This is a genomic window from Micromonospora sp. R311 (genome assembly GCF_056780015.1).
This window is the reverse complement of record NZ_JBSWCE010000009.1, coordinates 44661-62342: the sequence shown is the minus strand read 5'-3', so window position 1 is coordinate 62342 and position 17682 is coordinate 44661. Positions and strand designations below refer to the sequence as shown.

The 17682-nt window shown below is 74.6% G+C and carries 17 protein-coding genes; 13 read left to right on the top strand and 4 right to left on the bottom strand.

Going from position 1 to position 17682, the window contains the following annotated elements:
* Nucleotides 1-8: 8 nt before the first annotated feature.
* Nucleotides 9-242, bottom strand: coding sequence for an Lrp/AsnC ligand binding domain-containing protein (locus tag AC1WTP_RS09725; protein ID WP_013284547.1), 234 nt, complete (start codon nucleotides 240-242; stop codon nucleotides 9-11).
* Nucleotides 243-418: 176 nt separating this feature from the next.
* Here AC1WTP_RS09725 and AC1WTP_RS09720 point away from each other — a divergent pair, with 176 nt between their 5' ends.
* Both AC1WTP_RS09720 and AC1WTP_RS09715 read left to right on the top strand, forming a co-directional pair.
* Nucleotides 419-1357, top strand: coding sequence for a thiamine-phosphate kinase (locus AC1WTP_RS09720; protein WP_481648884.1), 939 nt, complete (start codon nucleotides 419-421; stop codon nucleotides 1355-1357).
* 28 nt (nucleotides 1358-1385) lie between these two features.
* Nucleotides 1386-1847, top strand: a complete 462-nt coding sequence (locus AC1WTP_RS09715) for a GNAT family N-acetyltransferase (RefSeq protein WP_481648883.1) — start codon at nucleotides 1386-1388, stop codon at nucleotides 1845-1847.
* A 22-nt stretch (nucleotides 1848-1869) separates the two neighbouring features.
* On the opposite strand, the gene AC1WTP_RS09710 is transcribed toward AC1WTP_RS09715, so the two are convergent.
* A complete protein-coding gene (locus AC1WTP_RS09710; RefSeq protein ID WP_481648882.1) occupies nucleotides 1870-3123 on the bottom strand; it encodes an ATP-grasp domain-containing protein in 1254 nt (417 codons plus the stop codon).
* A 189-nt stretch (nucleotides 3124-3312) separates the two neighbouring features.
* Nucleotides 3313-3504 carry a 50S ribosomal protein L28 gene (gene rpmB, locus AC1WTP_RS09705; RefSeq protein ID WP_481648881.1) on the bottom strand — a complete coding sequence of 64 codons (192 nt, stop codon included), beginning with the start codon at nucleotides 3502-3504 and terminating at the stop codon, nucleotides 3313-3315.
* A 271-nt stretch (nucleotides 3505-3775) separates the two neighbouring features.
* Between rpmB and AC1WTP_RS09700 the strand changes: the two genes are divergently transcribed.
* Together AC1WTP_RS09700 and recG are read left to right on the top strand one after the other, a co-directional pair.
* Nucleotides 3776-5383, top strand: a complete 1608-nt coding sequence (locus AC1WTP_RS09700) for a DAK2 domain-containing protein (RefSeq protein WP_481648880.1) — start codon at nucleotides 3776-3778, stop codon at nucleotides 5381-5383.
* The gene (gene recG / locus AC1WTP_RS09695; protein ID WP_481648879.1) at nucleotides 5383-7626 is read left to right on the top strand and encodes an ATP-dependent DNA helicase RecG; all 2244 of its coding nucleotides are present in this window, start codon (nucleotides 5383-5385) and stop codon (nucleotides 7624-7626) included. The genes AC1WTP_RS09700 and recG overlap by 1 nt, the downstream gene beginning before the upstream one ends.
* Before the next feature lie 372 nt (nucleotides 7627-7998).
* On the opposite strand, the gene AC1WTP_RS09690 is transcribed toward recG, so the two are convergent.
* A complete protein-coding gene (locus AC1WTP_RS09690; RefSeq protein ID WP_481648878.1) occupies nucleotides 7999-9513 on the bottom strand; it encodes a cell wall anchor protein in 1515 nt (504 codons plus the stop codon).
* Nucleotides 9514-9827: 314 nt separating this feature from the next.
* Between AC1WTP_RS09690 and rsmD the strand changes: the two genes are divergently transcribed.
* The 9 genes from rsmD to AC1WTP_RS09645 all read left to right on the top strand — a co-directional run bounded on the left by rsmD (nucleotide 9828) and on the right by AC1WTP_RS09645 (nucleotide 17680).
* Complete coding sequence (gene rsmD / locus AC1WTP_RS09685; protein WP_481648877.1) at nucleotides 9828-10391, top strand: 16S rRNA (guanine(966)-N(2))-methyltransferase RsmD; 564 nt, start codon at nucleotides 9828-9830, stop codon at nucleotides 10389-10391.
* Nucleotides 10388-10876 carry a pantetheine-phosphate adenylyltransferase gene (gene coaD, locus AC1WTP_RS09680; RefSeq protein ID WP_447135680.1) on the top strand — a complete coding sequence of 163 codons (489 nt, stop codon included), beginning with the start codon at nucleotides 10388-10390 and terminating at the stop codon, nucleotides 10874-10876. Before rsmD ends, coaD begins: the two co-directional genes overlap by 4 nt.
* A 259-nt stretch (nucleotides 10877-11135) precedes the next feature.
* Nucleotides 11136-11633 carry a hypothetical protein gene (locus tag AC1WTP_RS09675; protein ID WP_481648876.1) on the top strand — a complete coding sequence of 166 codons (498 nt, stop codon included), beginning with the start codon at nucleotides 11136-11138 and terminating at the stop codon, nucleotides 11631-11633.
* Nucleotides 11634-11742: 109 nt separating this feature from the next.
* Nucleotides 11743-12306 carry a YceD family protein gene (locus AC1WTP_RS09670; protein WP_481648875.1) on the top strand — a complete coding sequence of 188 codons (564 nt, stop codon included), beginning with the start codon at nucleotides 11743-11745 and terminating at the stop codon, nucleotides 12304-12306.
* Between the two features lie 5 nt (nucleotides 12307-12311).
* Nucleotides 12312-12485, top strand: a complete 174-nt coding sequence (gene rpmF / locus AC1WTP_RS09665; RefSeq protein WP_481648874.1) for a 50S ribosomal protein L32 — start codon at nucleotides 12312-12314, stop codon at nucleotides 12483-12485.
* A gap of 113 nt (nucleotides 12486-12598) precedes the next feature.
* Nucleotides 12599-13588, top strand: a complete 990-nt coding sequence (locus AC1WTP_RS09660) for a phosphate acyltransferase PlsX (RefSeq protein ID WP_481648873.1) — start codon at nucleotides 12599-12601, stop codon at nucleotides 13586-13588.
* Complete coding sequence (gene rnc / locus AC1WTP_RS09655; protein WP_481648872.1) at nucleotides 13585-14388, top strand: ribonuclease III; 804 nt, start codon at nucleotides 13585-13587, stop codon at nucleotides 14386-14388. Before AC1WTP_RS09660 ends, rnc begins: the two co-directional genes overlap by 4 nt.
* Nucleotides 14381-15238: a bifunctional DNA-formamidopyrimidine glycosylase/DNA-(apurinic or apyrimidinic site) lyase gene (mutM, locus tag AC1WTP_RS09650; protein ID WP_481648871.1), complete on the top strand. Its 858-nt coding sequence runs from the start codon at nucleotides 14381-14383 to the stop codon at nucleotides 15236-15238. The genes rnc and mutM overlap by 8 nt, the downstream gene beginning before the upstream one ends.
* Nucleotides 15239-15460: 222 nt before the next feature.
* The gene (locus tag AC1WTP_RS09645; RefSeq protein ID WP_481648870.1) at nucleotides 15461-17680 is read left to right on the top strand and encodes an MMPL family transporter; all 2220 of its coding nucleotides are present in this window, start codon (nucleotides 15461-15463) and stop codon (nucleotides 17678-17680) included.
* Nucleotides 17681-17682 lie beyond the last annotated feature (2 nt).

Sequence of the window (17682 nt, the reverse complement as noted above, 5' to 3'; positions counted from 1 at the left end):
TTGTCCACTTACAGCCGTACCACCGAACACGTGAGGGTGCGGGTGATGCCGGGCACCATCTGCACCTTGCTGACAATGAGTTTGCCGAGTTCGTCGACGGTGTTCGCCTCGGTGAGGACGACCACGTCGTAGGGCCCGGTGACGGCGTCGACCCGTACCACGCCGGCAAGGTCCGCGATCAGACCGGCCACGTCACGCGCCCGGCCGACCTCGGTCTGGATGAGGATGTACGCCTGTACCACGACTCGACCTCCGTCCGTCGCCGCCCGCGAGCGGCCCGAGAGGAGAAAGTACCTTACGGACCAGGTCTGATCCCTATCGGTGGTCAAGGAGAAGCGGTGAGCGAGCGCGGCAGGAGCGGGCGGGGCGTCGGACCGGGTGCGGCGCACCCCGGACGCGGCGGCGGGGAGGTGTCCGCGTGAGTGTCGCGGGGGTGGGCGAATTCGGTCTGATCGACCGGGTGACCGCCCGACTGTCGTACGGCTCGACGGTGCTGCTCGGTCCCGGGGACGACGCGGCGCTGGTGGCCGCCCCGGACACCCGGGTGGTCGCCTCGACGGACGTGCTGGTCGAGGGGCGGCACTTCCGGCGGGACTGGTCCGGCGCGCGGGACGTGGGGCACCGGGCGGCGGCGGCGAACCTGGCCGACATCGCGGCCATGGGGGCCACCCCGACGGCCCTGCTGGTGGCCCTCTGCATCCCGGCGGACCTGGCCGTCGGGTGGGCCGAGGAACTGGCCGACGGGCTGGCCGCGGAGGCGGCGACGGTCGGCGCGAGCGTGGTCGGCGGGGACATGTCGGGCAGCCCCACGCTCACCATCGCGGTGACCGCCCTGGGCGACCTGGCCGGCCGGGCGCCGGTGGTGCGCTCCGGTGCGCGGCCCGGGGACGTGGTCGCGCTCGCCGGCCGCACCGGGTACGCGGCGGCCGGGCTGACCGTGCTCTCCCGCGGCTTCCGCACCCCCCGGCTGCTGGTCGAGGCGTACCGGCGGCCGGAGGTGCCGTACGCGGCCGGCCCGCAGGCCGCCCGGCTCGGCGCCACCGCCATGATCGACGTGTCGGACGGACTGCTCGCCGACCTCGGGCACGTGGCGCGGGCCAGCGGGGTCGGCATCGACGTGCGCCGGGACGCCTTCGAGGTGCCCCGGCAGATGCGCGACGCGGCCCAGGCCCTCGGCGTCGACCCGTACGCCTGGCTGCTGGCCGGTGGCGAGGACCACGCCCTGGCCGCCACCTTCCCGCCGGAGGTGACGCTGCCCGAGCAGTGGCGCCCGATCGGGCGGGTGGTGACCGGCGGGGGCGTCACCGTCGACGGCGAGCCGTACCAGGGGGTCACCGGCTGGGACCACTTCCGGTAAGGGCCCGGCGCGGTCGTACCCTTTACCCGTGACGGAGATCGAGATCCACGCCGCGCGGTTCGACTCGCCGGTGGCGCAGCGCCTGATCCGGGACGCGCTGGCCGACCTCGGCGCCCGGTACGGCGGCAGCGGCGACGACACCCCCGTCGACGCCACCGAGTTCGAGCCGCCGAACGGCGCGTTCCTGATCGCGATGCTCGACGGCGAGCCGGTCGGCTGCGGTGGCTGGCGCAGCCACGGCGAGGAGACCGCGGAGCTGAAGCGGATGTACACCGCGCCGGCGGCGCGCGGCCGTGGGGTGGCCCGGGCGGTGCTGGCGGCGGTCGAGCGGTCGGCCCGCGAGCAGGGGCGCAAGCGGATGATCCTGGAGTGCGGCGACAAGCAGCCCGAGGCGATCGCCATGTACACCTCGGCCGGCTACCAGCGGATCCCGAACTTCGGCTTCTACAAGGACGCGCCGGGCTGCCTCTCGTTCGGCCGCACCCTCTGATCCGACATTCGGACCGGGCCGGTCAGCCGGTGGTGATGCGGATCTGCTCGGCGGCCTTGCCGGCGGTGTGCGTCGCGGCGGCGCCGTCGATGCCCCAGGCCAGCACGTGGCCGCTGCGCCGCAGCGACGAGGTCACCTCGGCCACGGTGTCGCCCACCGCCACGTCGAGCTGCACGTCCAGCACGCCCGGCACCCGGCGGGCGTCGCGCAGCCCGTCGATGCCGGTGACCGTGCCCGGCGGCGCGAGCAGGAACTCCACCACCGCCGCGCCGGTCGGCCGCGGCCGCAGCGCCGGCCGCTCCCCGCGCAACGTGCGCAGGTACGCCTCGATGAACCCGCACTCGTAGGCGATCGAGACCAGTGCGGTGATCATGTCGCCGGGCAGCCGGGCGGCGCACTCCACCAGGGTCGGCCGGCCGTCGGCGATGATCCACTCGCTGTGCAGCACCCCGGTGCGGAAGCCCGCCGCGGCGGCCAGCCGGGTCGCCACCGCGAGCAGTTCCCGGCGGGTGGCCGCGGGCAGCGCCGTGGGCACCGTGTGGCCGGTCTCCACCGGGCAGCGACCGGGCAGCACCCGCTTGTCGGTGACGTTGCCGAAGATCACCTCGCCGTCGGCGACGAGCAGTTCGACGCTGTGCTCCGGGCCGTCCAGGACCTGCTCGACGAGCACCCCGGTGGGCAGCCCGTCGGTCGCCTCCGGCGGCGGCTCGGGCGACGCGGTGGCCGCCCAGGCGTCGGCGATCTCCGCCGGGTCGGCGATGATCTGCACGCCGAGGCTGCCCGAGCGGCGGGTCGGCTTCAGCACGCACCGGCCACCGTGCCGCTGGGCGAACGTCACCGCCTCGGCGGGCGTGCCGACCAACTCGAACGCCGGGTTCGCCAACTGGGCGTCGGCGGCCAGCAGCCGCATCCGGTGCTTGTCGGAGAAGACGTCGGCGGCCTCCGCCCCGGCGCCGGGCAGGCCGAGCGCGGCGGCGAGCCGGGCGGCGCCGGCGACCGCGTACTCCAGGCCGGGCACCACCAGCCGGGCGGCACGCAGCCCGGGCTCGCGGGCGACCAGCGCGGTCGCGTCCAGGCCGGTCTGGTAGCGCGCGGCGACCACCCGGGAGATGAACGGCAACTCGGCCGCCAGCTGTTCGATGCCGCGGCGCCGGATCACGTCCGGCTCCTCGACCAGCACCACGCTGCCGGCCGGCAGTTCCTCGGCATACCAGCGCAGCATGCCGAGGGACGCCCCGACAATGATCATCTCGTCTCGGCCCAGGTCCAGCTGCACCAGTCGTCCTCCGTGCTCGGGTGCGCGCCGGAAAAGGGGACGGCCGGCGCAGGCAGACCCTAACCGGATCCGTGGGGGTGCGTCGACGCAGCGTCGCGTACCGGTCAGCGCCGGTGCCCGGACACGACAGAGCCGGCGGACCACGAGGGCCCGCCGGCGCTGGCGAGTATGGAGGTCGGCGCTACCGCGTCAGGCGCGGGTGACCTTGCCGGCCTTGATGCACGAGGTGCAGACCTGCACCTTCTTGGTGTTGCCGCCACCGGCCGGGGTCCGCACCGACTGGATGTTCGGGTTCCAGCGGCGGTTGGTCCGCCGGTGCGAGTGGGACACGTTGTGGCCGAAGCCCGGTCCCTTGCCACAGACGTCGCACACGCTAGCCACGGGATACTCCTGGGATTGAAACGTTCATGAGGTCGCCGCCAGGCGCTGCCCGGGCAACCTGGCCAGGTTACCCGATGAACCGCCGTGCCGCCCAACCGCCCCGGCGCCCCGGGCCGCGGTGGGCCGGGGCGGCGTCGCGGCAGCGGCCCGCGGCGCGGCGGGACGCCCCACCAGCGTACCGGCCGGCCACCGGGCGGCCGGCCGGCGGGACACGCCGCGCCGGCCCGGCCGACCCCGGCGGCTGTCGGTGCGCGCCAGTAGGCTTCTCGCCGTGCTGGACACCCTCGACGCCGCCGCGGTCCGCCGCTGGTGCGCGGGCGGGCTGGCCGCGCTCAAGCGGCACCAGGGCGAGATCGACGACCTGAACGTCTACCCGGTGCCCGACGGCGACACCGGCACCAATCTGGTGCTCACCCTCACCTCGGCGCAGCAGGCGCTGGCCATGGATCTCGACACCCTCCCCGACGACGGCCCCACCCCGCACGGCCACGCGCTGCGGCTGATGGCCCAGGGCGCGCTGCTCGGCGCCCGGGGCAACTCCGGCGTGATCCTGTCGCAGATCCTGCGCGGCTTCGCCGACGCGCTGGCCGCCCGGCCCGCGGTGCGCGGCCGGGAGCTGGCGGTGGCGCTGCGCGCCGCCGCCACCGCCGCCTACGCCGCGGTCGCCCGGCCGGTCGAGGGCACCCTGCTCAGCGTCGCCGCGGCGGGCGCCGGGGCCGCCGAGCGGGCGGAGAGCGACGATCTCTGCGCGGTCGCCCGGGCGGCGGCCGGCGAGGCGTCCCGGGCGCTCGCCCGCACCCCCGAGCAACTGCCGGCGCTGGCCCGGGCCGGCGTGGTCGACGCCGGCGGGCGCGGGCTGTGCCTGCTGCTCGACGCCCTGGTCGAGGTGGTCACGGGGGAGAGCCCGCAGCGGCCGGCGCCCGCGCCGCGGGTGGCCCGCCCGCCGGCCACCGCCGTCCGCGAGACCGGTTCCGACGAGTACGCCTACGAGGTGCAGTTCCTGCTCGACGCCGACGACGAGGCGGCGGTGGCGCGGCTGCGGGTCGAGCTGGCGGCGCTGGGGGACTCGCTGGTCGTGGTGGGCCACGGCGGCACCTGGAACGTGCACGTGCACGTCAACGACGTCGGCGCGGCGATCGAGGCGGGGGTGGTCGCCGGCCGGCCGCACCGGATCTCGGTGACCCGCTTCGCCGACCAGGTCGCGCCGGTGTCGCCCGCCGTCGCGGCGGACGGGCGGGCCGCCGTGGTGGTGGCCGCCGGCGCGGGCATCGCCGAGCTCTTCGCCGGCGAGGGCGCCACCGTGGTGCCGGGCAACCCGTCGACCGGGGAGCTGCTGGACGCGATCCGGGCCACCGCCGCCGCCCGGGTGGTGGTGCTGCCCAACGACCCGAACACGCAGGCGGTGGCGAGCGCCGCCGCCCGGGAGGCGCACGGGCTCGGGGTCAAGGTCAGCGTGGTGCCGACCCGGTCGCCGGTGCAGGCGCTGGCCGCGCTCGCCGTACGCGACCCGGGGCGGCGCTTCGAGGACGACGTGATCGCGATGGCCGAGGCGGCCGGCGCCTGCCGCTACGCCGAGGTCTGCCACGCCAGCCGGGAGGCGCTGACCGTGGCCGGCCCGTGCCGTCCCGGCGACGTGCTGGCGCTGGTCGAGGGGGAGGTGCACCTGATCGGCGCCGACCTGCTCGACACCTGCGTCGCCGTGGTCGACCGGATGCTCGGCGGCGGGGGCGAGCTGGTCACCCTGCTCGCCGGGGCGGACGCCCCGGACGGGCTGGCCGAGGCGGTGCGGGAGCACGTCGGGCGGCGGTGGCCGTTCGTGGAGGTGCAGGCCTACCCGGGCGGCCAGCCGCACTATCCGCTCCTGGTGGGGGTCGAGTGATGCCCGAGACGGCCACGGTGGACACGCCGCTGAAGAAGCTGGTCGGCGAGAAGACGGCGAAGGCGCTGGCCGGCCACCTCGACCTGCACACCGCCGGCGACCTGATCTACCACTTCCCCCGCCGCTACGACGAGCGCGGCGAGCACACCGACATCCGCTCGCTGGACGTCGGCGAACAGGTCACCGTACTGGCCCAGGTGCAGCGCACCGCCGTACGCCCGATGCGCCAGCGTCGCGGCAACCTGCTGGAGGTGACCGTCGGCGACGGCTCCGGCGGCCTGCTCACGCTGACCTTCTTCGGCAACCAGGCGTGGCGGGAGCGGGAGCTGCGCCCCGGCCGGTGGGGGCTGTTCGCCGGCAAGGTCACCGAGTTCCGGGGCAAGCGGCAGCTCAACGGCCCGGAGTACGTCCTGCTCGGCGAGGGCGGTGACGGCGAGGCGGCGGCCAGCGAGGAGATCGAGGAGTTCGCCGGCGCGCTGATCCCGGTCTACCCGGCGGCCGCCGCGGTGCCGACCTGGGTGATCGCCCGCTGCGTCCGGGTGGTGCTGGACACCTTCACCCCGCCGGAGGACCCGCTGCCGGCCACCGTGCGGGCCAGCCGCAACCTGGTCGGGCTCGGCACCGCGCTGCGCGAGATCCACCGGCCGTCCAGCAAGGAGGATCTCTACCGCGCCCGCCGGCGGCTGAAGTGGGACGAGGCGTTCGCCGTGCAGCTGACCCTGGTGCAGCGCAAGCACCGGGCCGCCGACTGGCCCGCCCACCCCCGCCCGCCGCGCCCGGGCGGCCTGCTGGACGCGTTCGACGCCCGGCTGCCCTACGAGCTGACCCCCGGCCAGCGGGACGTGGGCGTCGAGATCGCGGCCGACCTGGCCACCCCGCACCCGATGCACCGGCTGTTGCAGGGCGAGGTCGGCTCCGGCAAGACCGTGGTCGCACTGCGCGCGATGCTCCAGGTGGTCGACGCCGGCGGGCAGGCCGCGCTGCTCGCCCCGACCGAGGTGCTCGCCGCCCAGCACCACCGGGGCATGCTCGACCTGCTCGGGCCGCTCGGCCGGGCCGGCGAGCTGGGCGCCGCCGAGCACGCCACCCGGATCGAACTGGTCACCGGCTCGCTCGGCGCGGCGGCGCGCCGGCGGGCGCTGGCCGAGGTGGCCAGCGGCGCCGCCGGCATCGTGCTCGGCACCCACGCCCTGCTCTACCAGGGGGTCGACTTCGCCGATCTGGGTCTGGTCGTGGTCGACGAGCAGCACCGGTTCGGCGTCGAGCAGCGCGACGCCCTGCGCGCCAAGGCCGAGCAGCCGCCGCACGTGCTGGTGATGACCGCCACCCCGATCCCGCGCACGGTGGCGATGACCGTCTACGGCGACCTGGAGACCTCGACCCTGTCCCAGCTGCCGCGCGGCCGGTCGCCGATCGCCTCGCACGTCGTCCCGGCCGCCGAGAAGCCGGCGTTCCTGGACCGGGCCTGGCGCCGGCTGCGCGAGGAGGTGGCCGCCGGCCACCAGGCGTACGTGGTCTGCCCGCGGATCGGTGACTCGGGGTCCGGGGCCGGAGCGGCCAGCGCGGAGGCGGACCTCGAACCGGGCCCGGGGTCGGAGGAGGCGCCCCGGGAGGACGACTCCGGGCGGCGACCGCCGCTGGCGGTGACCGAGGTGGCCCCGCTGCTGGCCGAGGGGCCGTTGCACGGGCTGCGGATCGGCGTGCTGCACGGCCGGCTGCCGGCCGACGAGAAGGACGCGGTGATGCGCTCCTTCGCCGCCGGCGACCTCGACGTGCTGGTGGCCACCACCGTGGTGGAGGTCGGCGTCGACGTGCCGAACGCCACCGTCATGATCGTGCTGGACGCCGACCGGTTCGGCGTCTCCCAGCTGCACCAGCTGCGCGGCCGGGTCGGCCGGGGCGCCGCCGCCGGGCTCTGCCTGCTGGTCACCGAGGCGACCGAGGGCAGCCCGGCACGGGAACGGCTGGACGCGGTCGCCTCCACCACCGACGGGTTCAAGCTCGCCGAACTCGACCTGGAGCAGCGCCGCGAGGGCGACGTGCTGGGGGCCACCCAGTCCGGGCGCCGCTCCCACCTGCGCCTGCTCTCCCTGCTGCGCGACGCCGACCTGATCCGCGACGCCCGGGCCGAGGCGATCACCCTGGTCGAGGAGGATCCGGAGCTGTCCCGGCATCCGGCGCTGGCCGCCTCGGTGGCCGCCCTGGTCGACGAGGAGCGCGCGGAATACCTGGAGAAGGGCTGAGCTCGCCACCCCTCGCGGCCGCGGTCGCCGGGTGATGCGGCGCGGCTCCTGTGCGAGGAGCCTGCTCTCGACGGGGGGCCTTGCCGGGGTCACCCACCGTTTCGCGGGAAGCGTGCTGCTCGCGGCGGGCCTGCAGACCGCCCGGCCCGGGGGTCAGGTCGCGATGAACGTGATGCCTCCAGGTCATATTGATGACCCAGCGGCATCAAGCTGCTGCCGACTGCGGGGCGGGTCGCGGCAGGCACCAGCAGCACCGGCACCGGCGAGCCGCGCTGCCCGGGTGGCGCGGTGGGTGGCCGTCGCGGGTGGACATGGTGAGGGCGCGCCGACCCGGGTGGGTCGACGCGCCCTCAGCGCTCAGTCCGGATCAGGTCAGGCGGTGAAGCGCACCCGACGCCGGCGCGCCATCACGAAGAGCACCGCGCCCAGGGCGAGCAGGGCGACCGCGCCCGCGGCGATGCCGCCGGCCGCCGCACCGGTCACCGGCAGGCCCGGCTCCTCGCCACCGGCGCCCCCGCCGCCGCAGTCACCCTCGGGGGCGTAGACGGCCTCCATCTCCAGCTCCAGTTCGGGGAGCACGACCAGCGCGGTCTCGTCCTTGCCGGCCTTGAAGGTGACCGTCTCGGACTTGCCCGGCTCGACGGTCCGGGTCTCGGTCTTGCCGCCGTAGGTGAACTCCACCTTGACCGGCAGACCACCCTCCGGGTTGGTCGCGGTCAGGCTGAAGGTCTTGCAGTCCGCCTCGGTGGTGATGGTGGGCAGCGGGCAGTCCTCGGGGCGCTGCCACGAGTACGTGCCGTTCTCGATCACCTTGCCGTCGACCAGCACCTCGACCTTGCCGGCGCTCCCGGCCGGCACCACGACGCCGTTGTCGGCCTTGCCCGGCTCGACGGTGACCTTCTTGGACCAGCCGTTCTCGCCCCGGACCTCGAACTCGACCGGGTACTTGGAGATCTTGCCGTCGTTGCTCAGCGACACGGTGACGGTGCCGTCGCAGTTGGACGCGAAGGTCGCGGCCGGAGTGGTGCAGCTCTTGTCACCGCCGTTGTACCAGCCCTGCGGGCCGGTGGACCGGTTGCCCGGCGCGCCCTTCGAGCCGAGCTTCTTGTCGCCGTACCGCTTGCCGCCCTCGACCAGCGGGTCGATGACCTCGTCCAGGCCGCCCCAGATCAGGTCCACCTGGGTGTGGCAGTCCGGGATGTCGACCTTCAGGTCGATCTCGGTCTGGGTGCCGCCGATCCAGTCGCTGTCCGGCGAGCCGTAGACGTACTGCGGGGTGGCGAACTGCGGCCGCGGCGCGAAGTAGGAGACCAGGGTGAACCACTGCTTGCTCTCGCCGCAGAGCGGCAGGTCACCGTCGAGCTTGACGGTCGCGGTGCCCTTCGGTCCGTCGAAGGTGTGGCTGTACTTGGCCTCGCTGGCGTCCACGCACTTGGGCGCCGGCGTGCAGGGCTTGTCACCGGCCAGGTCGATGCTGCCGTGGTCGGTGGACGTGTTCGTCTTGTTGTTCTTGTACCACGCGGCCTTCACCTCGAGGGTCGCGCGTGCGGTGTCGCCCGGCACCCGCTGGACCGCCTCGACGAACCCGCCCTTGGCGATGACCACCTTGTCCAGCGGCTTGCTCTCGGCACCATCGACGGCGACCGTCACCGGGGTCGCCGGAGACGCCGTGACCTGCGTCATCGTGGCGTCCTTGTTGCTCTCGCTGTTCACCACCTTCCACGTGATCATCCGCTCGCCGCTGAGCTGGTCGCAGTCGGCGGTGGCGGTGATGGTGGTGTGGTGGGCGCTGGCCGGCGCGGCCACCGCGACGGCCGCGGTGAGGCCGAGGAAGGCGGCCCCCAGCACGGCCAGTGGTCGCCGCAGCGACGCTCTGGTACGGATCACGCGGTACTCCCGGGGTGAGGAAGCTGAAGGGGTTTCGGCGCGGGGCGGGCGTTCGGACGGTCGCGGGTGCCTCACCGCGTGTCCGGTGCGGGCGCCGTCCCGTGCCGTGGTCGGCGGTCCACCGCCGACACCCGGCAGACCCTAGCGAGATCGCCGCGCGCGTTACAGCGCTCAGCGGGACCTAAGAATGATGTTATGAATGCGAGATCATTGATATACGAAGGGTGGTCGGATCGGCGCGACACGCATACCGGCGGTGTCGCCGGCGGGTCCCCGCGGCTCGCGTAGCGTCGGGGCATGAGCAGGAGGAGACGGTGACCCGCATCGTGGCCGGGACGCTCGGCGGGCGGCGGATCGCCGCGCCCCCGGGCGCCGGCACCCGGCCCACGTCCGACCGGGTCCGGGAGGCGCTGTTCAGCGCGGTGCAGGCCGAGGTCGACCTGACCGGCGCGCGCGTCGCCGACCTGTACGCGGGCTCCGGCGCGGTCGGGCTGGAGGCGCTGTCCCGGGGCGCCGGGCACGTGCTGCTGGTCGAGTCCGACCCGCGGGCCGCCCGGGTGATCCGGGAGAACATGGCGGCCCTGCGCGCCGCGCCGGCCGCCCGGCTGGTCACCGGCCGGGTCGCCACCGTGCTGGCCGCCGGCCCGGAGGGCGGCCCGTACGACGTGGTCTTCGCCGACCCGCCGTACGCGGTGCCGGACGCGGAGATCACCGCGATGCTGGCCGCCCTGGTCGACGGCGACTGGCTGGCTCCGGACGCGCTGGTCGTGGTGGAGCGCTCCAGCCGGACCGGACCGGTCGAGTGGGTGCCGGGTGTCACCGGCGAGCGCAGTCGCCGGTACGGCGAGACCACCCTTTGGTACGGTCGCCGATCATGAGACGCGCGGTGTGTCCCGGCTCGTTCGACCCGGTCACCAACGGACACCTCGACATCATCGGCCGGGCCAGCCGGCTCTTCGACGAGGTGATCGTCGGTGTGCTGATGAACCAGGCGAAGAGCGGCCTGTTCACCGTCGAGGAGCGGATCGACATGCTCCGCGAGGTGACCGCTTCGTACGACAACGTCCGGGTCGAGTCGTTCCGCGGGCTGCTGGTCGACTTCTGCCGGGCCCAGCAGGCGAGCGTGCTGGTCAAGGGCCTGCGCGCGGTCAGCGACTTCGACTACGAGTTGCAGATGGCCCAGATGAACATCGGCCTGGCCGGCGTCGAGACCCTCTTCATGCCGACCAACCCGCTCTACTCGTTCCTCTCGTCCAGCCTCGTCAAGGACGTGGCCAAGTGGGGCGGCGACATCTCCGCGCACGTGCCGGACCGGGTCCGGGCGGAGTTGCAGGCCCGGCTCGGGCCGGCCGCCCGCGGCTGACCGTCCCGCCCGCGGTTGCCCGTCCCGCCCGCGGTTGCCCGTCCCGCCCGCGGTTGACCGCCGCGCCGGCGGCGACTGCGACCGTCGGCCGCGACCGGGCACAGGCCGGCCGGGGGCGCGGGGCCGACGATCGGCGCGACGCGCCGGGCCGGCCGGTGGAGCGCCGGCTCGCCCGCGCACGACATCATGGGTGGAGCGGGAACCCGGCCGTAGCCCGCATCATGTAGGTCGGCCGACGAACGACAGGAGTGAGGTACCGGTGGACCCGCTCGACCGCATCGACGAACTGATCGCCATGGTGGAGACGGCCCGCTCCGTCCCCATGTCGCGCAACAACTGCATGGTCGACCGGGGTGAGATGATCGCGGCGCTGGAGGAGTTGCGCGCCGAGCTCCCCGCCGACCTGCGCCGGGCCGCCGCTCTGCTGGAGGAGCGGGACAAGATCATGGAGGCCGGCAAGCGCGAGGCCGACCGGATCATCAGCGAGGGTGAGGCGGAACACGCCCGCCTGGTCTCGGTGAACGAGATCACCGTCTCCGCCGAGCACGAGGGCGCCCGGATCATCGCCGAGGCCCGCGCCGAGGCGCAGCGGCTGCGCGAGGAGGTCGACGACTACGTCGACACCGCGCTGGCCAACTTCGAGCAGTTCCTCACCCGGGCCCTGGCCTCGATCGAGCGCGGCCGTGACAAGATGCACGCGCTGCGGGAGATCGGCACCTTCGGGGGCGACGAGGCGGAACGGCCGCTACCCTTCTGAGCGGCACCTCAGCAGCCGGCAGGGCGGGTGGGCGTCGCCCCCGGTTCGACGGTCCGGCGGTCGCCCAGGTACCCTTTTTTGTCGGCCTCTCACCGGCCGGAGTCTGACTATGCCCAAACACACGCCTTCCCAACTCGACCCCAGGTCGCCGCTGGTCCTCGACACGAGGGAGCTGCCGCGCCGGCCTGGTGCGTTGCGTACGGTCAAGCGGGTGGTAACGGCACCGGCGGACCTCGGCGTGGAGTTGATCAGCGTGCCGGAGGGCGCGGACCTCGACCTCGACCTGAGGTTGGAGTCGGTGTCCGAGGGCGTGCTCGTCTCGGGCACCGTCAGCGGTCCCGTCCGGGGCGAGTGCGGGCGCTGCCTGCGCGAGATCAACGACTCGGTGGCCGTGCGGATCCAGGAGCTGTACGCGTACGAGAACAGCACCACGGATACCACGACCGACGAGGACGAGGTGGGCCGGATGCAGGGAGATCTGATCGACCTGGAGCCGGCGCTGCGGGACGCGGTGGTGCTCACACTGCCGACCAACCCGCTCTGCCGGGAGGACTGCCCAGGCTTGTGCCCCGAGTGTGGGGTGCACCGGGACGAGCTGCCGGCCGACCACAGTCACCAGCAGATCGACCCGCGTTGGGCGGGCCTGTCGCAACTGACCCGTAAAGAGGAGTAAGAACCGTGGCCGTCCCCAAGCGCAAGATGTCGCGCAGCAACACCCGGTCCCGCCGGGCGCAGTGGAAGACCGCGGCGGTCGTGACCGTGGCCTGCCCGCAGTGCAAGTCCCCGAAGCTGCCGCACGCCGCCTGCTCCGTCTGCGGCACCTACAACGGTCGTCAGATCATCGAGGTCTGACCGGACGCCGAGTGACGCCCCCGACCACAGGTCGGGCGGCGCGCGCGCCCTGGCGAACGCCCGGTGCCCCGGCTCCCACCGACGCCGGCCGGCCTGCTCCGGCCGGTGTTCAGGTGGAGCCGGGCATCGCGCGGATCGCCGTTGACCTCCTCGGCGGGGACGACGCTCCCGCCGTCGTGGTTGACGGCGCTCTGCGGGCCCTGCGCGCCGACCCTGACCTGCACCTGCTGCTCGTCGGCCCGACCGAGGTCGCCGGCGAGCTGATCGCCGCCCTCGACCCGGCGCAGCGCGCCCGGGTCGCCGTCCGGCCGGTCCGCGCCGCCGTCGGCATGGCCGACCACCCCAGCGCCGCCCGCGCGCACAGCACCGTCCGGGCGGCCGTCACCGCGGTCCGCGACGGCGCCGCCGACGCGCTGGTCTCCGCCGGCTCGACCGGTGCCACCGTCACCGCCGCCGCGCTCGGCCTCGGCCGCTGGCCGGCGGTCCGCCAGCCGGCCCTGGTCGCCACCCTGCCGGCGGTCGCCGGCCCGGTCGTACTGCTCGACGTCGGCGGGTCGCTGGAGCCGCGCCCGGCCACCCTCGCCCGGCACGCCGTGCTCGGCGCCGCCTACGCGGCGGTCGCGCACGCCGTCGCCGAGCCCCGGGTCGGGCTGCTCTCCGTCGGCACCGAGGCGGGCAAGGGCGACCGGGTCCGCCGGCTCGCCGACCCCGCCCTCGCCGCCGAGCCGCTGCCCTGCGGCGGCCGCTACGTCGGCCTCGTCGAGGGCTACGACGTCGCGCTCGGCGCGCGCGCCGACGTGGTGGTCACCGACGGCTTCACCGGTAACGTGCTGCTCAAGGCGATCGAGGGCGCGTACGCGATGGCCGGCGGACCACCCGCCGGCGGCGGGGCACCGCGCGCGGCCGCCCTGCTCGGGGTGGCCGGGACCGTGGTCGTCTGCCACGGCGCCGCCCGGGCCGACGACGTCGCCTCCGGCATCGCGCTCGCCGCCCACCTGTGGCGGCGGGGCGCCACCGACCTGATCTCCGCGCTGCTGGACGCCGCGGAGGTCGCCGAGGACCGCATCGACCGCACCACCGACACCGAGGTACGCACATCATGACCAACGACAAGCGGCGGCGGGCATCCGTCGGTCACCTGGAGGCGGCGTTCGGCGTCACGCTGGACCCGGAACTGCTGGAGCGGGCGCTGACCCACCGCTCGTACGCGTACGAGAACGGCGGCCTGCCCACCAACGAGCGGCTGGAGTTCCTCGGCGACTCGGTGCTCGGCGTGGTGATCACCACCGCGCTCTTCCACAACCACCCCGACCTGCCCGAGGGGCAGCTGGCCAAGCTGCGGGCCAGCGTGGTCAACATGCGGGCGCTGGCCGACGTGGCCCGGGGCCTGGGCCCGGACGGGCTCGGCGCCTACCTGCTGCTCGGCAAGGGGGAGGAGACCACCGGCGGCCGGGACAAGGCCAGCATCCTGGCCGACACCCTCGAGGCGCTGCTCGGCGCGATCTACCTCCAGTACGGCCTGGACACCGCGGCGCAGGTGATCCACCGGCTGTTCGACCCGCTGATGGCCGAGTCGGCCGGTCGCGGCGCCGCGCTGGACTGGAAGACCAGCCTGCAGGAGCTGACCGCCTCGCTCGGGCTGGGCGTGCCCGAGTACCGCATCGAGGGCACCGGACCGGACCACCTGAAGACCTTCACCGCCTGGGTGGTGGTGGCCGGCAACCGCTACGGCGGTGCCGAGGGGCGGAGCAAGAAGGAAGCCGAGCAGCGGGCCGCCGAGTCGGCCTGGCGGACGCTGACCGAGCAGGCGGAGCAGGACCGGGCGGCGCAGGAGCGGGCCCCGGCCCCGGCCGCCGCCGAGACGGCCTCCGACGCCGCCGAGGCGGGCGCGGGTCGTGCCTGAGCTGCCCGAGGTGGAGACGGTCCGGCAGGGCCTGGCCCAATGGGTCACCGGCCGCCGGATCGCCTCGGTCGAGGTGCGCCACCCGCGCGCGGTACGCCGGCACGCCCCCGGCGCCGCGCACTTCGCCGACGTGCTGGCCGGGCGGACCGTGCTCGACGTCCGCCGCCGCGGCAAGTACCTCTGGCTGCCGCTGGACAGCGGGGACGCGGTCATCGGGCACCTCGGCATGTCCGGGCAGCTGCTGCTGCAACCCGCCGACGCGCCGGACGAGACCCACCTGCGGATCCGGTTCCGGTTCGCCGACGGCGGCCCCGAGCTGCGCTTCGTCGACCAGCGCACGTTCGGCGGGCTCTCCGTCTCGGCCGGCGGGGCGGAGCTGCCGGCGGAGATCGCGCACATCGCCCGCGACCCGATGGACCCGCAGTTCTCCGACGCGGAGTTCGTCGCCGCGCTGCGCCGGCGGCGTACCGAGGTGAAGCGGGCGCTGCTGGACCAGACCCTGCTCTCCGGAGTCGGCAACATCTACGCCGACGAGGCGCTCTGGCGGGCCCGCCTGCACGGCGCCCGTCCCACCGACGTGCTCACCCGCCCGGCCGCGCTGCGGCTGCTCGGTCACGTCCGGGACGTGCTCGGTGAGGCGATCAAGGAGGGCGGGACCAGCTTCGACGCCCTCTACGTCAACGTCAACGGCGAGAGCGGCTACTTCGACCGGTCGCTGAACGTCTACGGCCGGGAGGGCCGGCCCTGCCGCCGCTGCGGCGCGCCGATCCGCCGTGAGGCGTTCATGAACCGTTCGTCGTACAGCTGCCCGCGGTGCCAGCCCCGCCCTCGGGGACCGCTTCGGGGATGACCCCGAACCCGGCTCCGGGTCGCCGTCGGCGCGTCGGCCGGGCCGGGTCCGGGAAGGGCCCGGTGACCGGCCCGATTCGACCCGGGTCGCCCGGCCGCGGCACCCGTTCAGGGCGCGCACAGGTTCCGGGCCGCACCGGGGCCGTTCCCTGATGTCCCACCTCCGTCGCGCCCATAGCGTCAGCACCGTTGACAGGGGGTTGACGTGACAGGGGGACCCGTGATGGGGGCAAGACCGGTGACGGTGCGGTTGGCACGCTGGAGCGCGGAGCACCCGTGGCGGGCCGTCGCGATGTGGGTGGTGTTCGTGGCGGTGTGCTTCGTCGGGGGGAGCGCCGCCGGCCTCAACGAGGCCACCTCCGCCGACCAGGCCATCGGCGAGTCCGGCCGGGCGGGCGTGATCGTCGACGCCGGGAAGTTCGACGACCCGGCGACGGAGAACGTCCTCATCACGCCGCGCGGCGGCACGCTGGACCAGGCCGCCGCGAAGGCGGCGGCCGACGACGCGGCGGCCCGGCTGCGCTCGGTGACCGGGGTCGCCTCCGTCGGCGAGCCGGTGCCGGCCCGGGACGGCTCGGCACTGTTGCTGCCGATCACCATGTCCGGCGACCCGGAGACCGCGTCCGACCGGGTGCAGCCGCTGCGCGACGCCACCGCCCAGGTGCAGGACGGGCACCCGCAGCTGCGGATCGAGCAGGTCGGCGGCCCGTCGATCAACAAGGCGCTGGACGACACGCTCGGCAAGGACTTCAAGCGCGCCGAGCTGCTCAGCCTGCCGGTGACCCTGGCCATCCTGATCATCGCGTTCGGGGCGCTGATCGCCGCCGGCGTGCCGGTGCTGCTGGCGCTCTCGTCGGTGGCCGCGGCGATGGGGCTCTCCACCCTCGCCTCACACCTGGTGCCGGCGACCGACACCACGGCCAGCGTCATCCTGCTGATCGGCATGGCGGTCGGGGTGGACTACTCGCTGTTCTACGTGCGGCGCGAGCGGGAGGAGCGGGCCAAGGGCCGCTCGGGCCTGGACGCGGTGGAGATCGCCGCGGAAACCTCCGGCCACGCCGTGGTGGTCTCCGGCTTCGCCGTGATCATCTCGATGGCCGGGCTGCTGCTCGCCGGTGACGTGGTCTTCTCCTCCCTCGCGGTGGGCTCGATCCTGGTGGTCGCGGTGGCGGTGACCGGCTCGCTGACCGTCCTGCCGGCGCTGCTGGCCAAGCTCGGGCGCTGGGTCGACCGCCCCCGGGTGCCGTTGCTGTGGCGGCTGACCGCGCCGCGTACCGGGCGGCACGGCGAGCCGGCGTCGCCCCGGTTCTGGCCGGCCGTGCTGAAGCCCGCGCTGCGGGCTCCGGTGGCAACCCTGGTGATCTCGGTGGCGCTGCTGCTCCTGCTGGCCGTGCCGGCGCTCGGCATGAAGCTGAAGTTCCCCGGCATGGAGGACGTGCCGCGCAGCACCGCGGCGATGCAGGCGTACGACCGGCTCACCGCGGCCTTCCCGAGCAACGGCACCAGCCACACGGTGGCGGTCCGGGCGCCGGCCGCCGAGGCCGACCGGGTGCAGGCGGCGCTGACCGACCTGGCCGGCCGGGCGTCGGCCGACCCGCTCTTCGCGCCGACCGAGGCGGACGGCCCGAAGATCCGGGTCTCCGCCGACCGGCAGGTGTCGGTGCTGACCGTCGCCACCCCGTACACCAGCCGGGACGAGCAGGCCGGGCAGTCGCTGGACCGGCTCCGCGACGACCTGGTCCCGGCGGCGCTCGGCGGGGTCCCCGGCGTGGAGTACGCGGTCGGCGGCGACATCGCCGGCAGCGAGGACTACGCGCAGCACATCCGGGAGAAGCTGCCGATCGTGGTGGGCTTCGTGCTGGTGCTGACCTTCCTGGTGATGGTGCTGACCTTCCGCTCGGTGGTGATCGCGCTCAGCTCGATCCTGCTCAACCTGCTCTCCGCCGGCGCCGCGTACGGGCTGCTGGTGCTGGTCTTCCAGGGCGACTGGGCCGAGGGCCTGCTCGGCTTCACCTCGATGGGCGCGATCGTGGCCTGGCTGCCGCTCTTCCTCTTCGTGGTGCTCTTCGGGCTCTCGATGGACTACCACGTCTTCGTGGTCAGCCGGATCCGCGAGGGGATCCGGGCCGGCATGTCCAACCGGGACGCGGTGGCGTACGGGATCACCTCGTCGGCCGGCGTGGTGACCAGCGCGGCGATCGTGATGGTCGGGGTCTTCTCGATCTTCGCCACGCTGAGCATGATCGACTTCAAGCAGCTCGGCATCGGCCTGGCGGCGGCGATCCTGCTGGACGCCACGATCATCCGCGCGGTGGTGCTGCCGGCGCTGATGACTATGCTGGGGGACGCCAACTGGTGGGCGCCGCGCTTCCTGCGCCCCCGCGCCCCGCAGGCGCCGACCGACCCGCCGGCGCCCACGCCGGAGCTGGTCGGCGCCCGCTGACC

Coding starts and splice junctions, on each gene's coding strand:
- recG (WP_481648879.1), top strand. CDS start 5,383: ATGCCCGAGACGGCCACGGTGGACACGCCGCTGAAGAAGCTGGTCGGC.
- coaD (WP_447135680.1), top strand. CDS start 10,388: ATGAGACGCGCGGTGTGTCCCGGCTCGTTCGACCCGGTCACCAACGGA.
- AC1WTP_RS09670 (WP_481648875.1), top strand. CDS start 11,743: ATGCCCAAACACACGCCTTCCCAACTCGACCCCAGGTCGCCGCTGGTC.
- rnc (WP_481648872.1), top strand. CDS start 13,585: ATGACCAACGACAAGCGGCGGCGGGCATCCGTCGGTCACCTGGAGGCG.
- AC1WTP_RS09645 (WP_481648870.1), top strand. CDS start 15,461: ATGGGGGCAAGACCGGTGACGGTGCGGTTGGCACGCTGGAGCGCGGAG.